This window comes from Mesorhizobium sp. M7D.F.Ca.US.004.03.1.1 (genome assembly GCF_003998635.1).
Lineage (GTDB): Bacteria > Pseudomonadota > Alphaproteobacteria > Rhizobiales > Rhizobiaceae > Mesorhizobium > Mesorhizobium loti.
Window position 1 is genome coordinate 1 of record NZ_RZQG01000774.1, and the last position, 2,855, is coordinate 2,855.

Annotated in this window: 7 protein-coding genes; 6 read left to right on the forward strand and 1 reads right to left on the reverse strand. The window is 61.6% G+C overall.

Going from position 1 to position 2,855, the window contains the following annotated elements:
- A partial coding sequence (locus tag EN935_RS29585) for an RNA polymerase sigma factor (RefSeq protein ID WP_164771431.1) occupies positions 1–450 on the reverse strand: 450 nt, incomplete at its 3' end.
- Between the two features lie 156 nt (positions 451–606).
- Here EN935_RS29585 and EN935_RS29590 point away from each other — a divergent pair.
- The 6 genes from EN935_RS29590 to EN935_RS29615 all read left to right on the forward strand — a co-directional run.
- Positions 607–930: a metalloregulator ArsR/SmtB family transcription factor gene (locus EN935_RS29590; protein ID WP_126069390.1), complete on the forward strand. Its 324-nt coding sequence runs from the start codon at positions 607–609 to the stop codon at positions 928–930.
- Entirely contained in the window at positions 927–1,337 is a 411-nt protein-coding gene (locus tag EN935_RS29595; protein WP_127264763.1) for an SRPBCC domain-containing protein, read from the forward strand. The genes EN935_RS29590 and EN935_RS29595 overlap by 4 nt, the downstream gene beginning before the upstream one ends.
- Positions 1,338–1,393: 56 nt before the next feature.
- On the forward strand, positions 1,394–1,615 hold the full coding sequence (locus tag EN935_RS29600; protein WP_109669416.1) for a hypothetical protein: 222 nt from the start codon (positions 1,394–1,396) through the stop codon (positions 1,613–1,615).
- An 11-nt stretch (positions 1,616–1,626) separates the two neighbouring features.
- Positions 1,627–2,070, forward strand: coding sequence for a DUF1801 domain-containing protein (locus tag EN935_RS29605; protein ID WP_126069392.1), 444 nt, complete (start codon positions 1,627–1,629; stop codon positions 2,068–2,070).
- A 39-nt stretch (positions 2,071–2,109) separates the two neighbouring features.
- Positions 2,110–2,502 carry a VOC family protein gene (locus EN935_RS29610; protein ID WP_126069393.1) on the forward strand — a complete coding sequence of 131 codons (393 nt, stop codon included), beginning with the start codon at positions 2,110–2,112 and terminating at the stop codon, positions 2,500–2,502.
- Between the two features lie 42 nt (positions 2,503–2,544).
- Positions 2,545–2,855 (forward strand): DUF1801 domain-containing protein (locus EN935_RS29615; protein WP_127373902.1); only part of this gene is annotated, 311 nt, incomplete at its 3' end.

Sequence of the window (2,855 nt, forward strand, 5' to 3'; positions counted from 1 at the left end):
GCTCAGGCCCTCGCCGTAGACCAGCAGCACCGCGTCGCGCTGCTTGTCGGGCAATTGCCGAACCGCCGCCCACAGCGCCTCGGCCGGGTCTTCCGGTTCGGCTGACGCCTCGCCCGAGATCAGCGCATGAACGCCATAAGCCTCGGTCTTGACGGTCTCGCGCGCGGTCTTGCGCATCATATCGCGCGCCGCATTCATCGTCACGGAATAGAGCCATGTTGTGAAAGCGCCGCCGCCGCGATAGTCGCGGATCGCCTTGCCTAACCGCACACAGACTTCCTGGGCGATGTCTTCGGCATCGGCCTTCCGGCCGCACCAGCGATAGGCGGCGCGATAGACGAAGTCGTAGTGACGCTCCAGCAATGTGCTGAAGGCCCCCCTGTCTCCGCCCTTCGCCCGTCCGATCAGTTCGGCGTCGGAGGCTTCGCTTTCATCCAGCATCATCGCCATCATTTGCCTGTTGGACGAAGGCTAATGGCTAATCCTTGGGACAATGGGAAGATTTTTTTGAAAACGGCCGGATCGTGACCACCCACGCTCCCGCTTGACACATACATATCTCGGCGGTTATACGTCAATCAATAGCCACCGGGTTATCGATCCCAAATGACCAACGCTCACGATGTCCTGTTCAGAACGCTCTCCGATCCGACGCGTCGCGCGATCTTCGAGCGCCTGTGCCGGCAAGGCGAGCAGACGGTTGGCGCTTTGACAGCTCAGTCGGGTGTCTCGCAGCCAGCGGTGTCGAAGCATCTCGGCGTGCTCCGGCAGGCCGGACTGGTGCGCGACCGCCATGAGGGACGGCAGACCCATTATAGCGCCCAGCTCGCAGCGCTTTCTCCCCTGACCGACTGGACGAACCAGATGAACGCGTTCTGGCAAAGCCGGTTCGACGACCTCGAGAATTTGCTCAAAAGAATGGACCAATGATCAACACTGCGACCGAAACGCGCTCCGTCATCGTCGAACGTGAAATCCCCTATCCGCCGGAGAAGATCTGGCGTGCCCTCACCCAACCGCATCTGATCGAGGAGTGGCTGATGAAGAACAACTTCAAGCCAGTCGTGGACCACCGTTTCAATCTCAGCGCGGACTGGGGCGGCGTCGACTGCCAGGTCCAGACGGTCGAGCCCAACAAGATACTGTCCTACACCTGGGACACCAAGGATCTCGAGAGCGTCGTCACCTGGACGCTCACCGCTACGAGCACGGGAACCCATCTGCGCATGGAGCAGACGGGCTTCCGGCCGGATCAACAGCCATATTTCCGCGGCGCCACGGTCGGCTGGCAAAGGTTCCTTACTGCCCTGGAGGACGTCCTGGCGCGGCTGGATTGAAACCGCCGGCAAGCGGATTGCTGGTCCGCTTCGGCTCTTTTTGACGGGAGGTGCCATTGGACTGGAACAAGTGGATCCGGCAAATTCATCGCTGGCTGTCGATCATCTTTACGCTGACCGTCATCGCCAACTTCGCCACCATGGCATTTGGGCAGCCTCCCGCCTGGGTGGTCTACTCGCCGCTCTTGCCGCTCTTCCTGCTGCTGTTCAGCGGCCTTTACATGTTCGTGCTGCCCTATGCCGCCAAGGGGCGCGGCGCGCAGCGTGCCGGCGGATAGGAGTGGGCAGAATGGCCAAGGCGCAGGGACAATCGACCACGGCCAAGGCTGCGCCGGTCCTGCTTTCGGGCGGCAACCCGCAAATCGCCAAGGGCGACGGCGACGCCCTGGTGCAGGCCTACATCGCTGCAATGCCGGGCCGGAAGCGTGGTCTCGGCGAGCGTCTCGACGCGCTCACCGTGCGCAACGTGCCTGACGTTCGCAAGGCCGTGCGATGGAACTCGCCATTCTACGGCATCGAGGGTCAAGGCTGGTTCGTGTCGTTTCATGTCTTCACCCACTACGTGAAGGTAACCTTCTTCAGAGGCATGTCGTTGCAGCCGATTCCACCCGGCGGCACGGCGAAAAGCAAGGACGTTCGCTGGATCGACATCCGCGAAGACGATGCGTTCGACGAGGCGCAAATGGCGGACTGGATCAAGCAGGCCGCTGCCCTGCCCGGCTGGATTCCGTAGCGGTCACAGAGGCAAGAATACGACAGAGGAGAAAGTGCGATGAAGATCAAGCTAACCAGCGTGTATGTGGACAACCAGGAAAACGCGCTGCGCTTCTACACCGACGTGCTGGGCTTCACCAAGAAGGCCGATTTCAGCAACGGGCCCTATCGCTGGCTGACCGTGGCCTCAGCTGAAGAGCCTGATGGAACGGAGCTGCAGCTCGCGCTCAACGACAACCCGGCCGCCAAAGCCTATCAGGAAGCCATCTTCAAGCAGGGTCAGCCCGCGGTCATGTTCTTCACCGACGACGTCAAGGGCGACTATGAGCGCATCAAGGCGAAGGGTGGCGCGTTTATCAAGCCGCCGACCGAGGTGACCGGTTCGACCATCGCCCAGCTGAACGACAGCTGCGGCAACCTCGTTCAGATCACCCAGCTGGCGCGCTGGTAACGGGCGGCGGTTGAAACGCGTCGAGGCATAGGAAGGCACCCAATGAACCCATCCGAACAGATCGACCAGCTGATCGCCGGCCTCACGGACTGGCGCGCCGAGATGCTCGCTGGCATCCGCAAGACCATCCTTGCAGCCGACCCGGACATCGTCGAGGAGTGGAAGTGGATGGGCAGCCCGGTATGGTGCCTCGACGGGAACATCGTGGTCGGCAACGCCCACAAGGACAAGGTGAAGCTCACCTTTTCCCACGGCGCGAGCCTGCCGGACCCCGACAAGCTGTTCAACAACGGTTTTGGCGGCAAGGTGTGGCGGGCAATCGATATCCTTGAGGGCGATAAGCTCGATGAGCG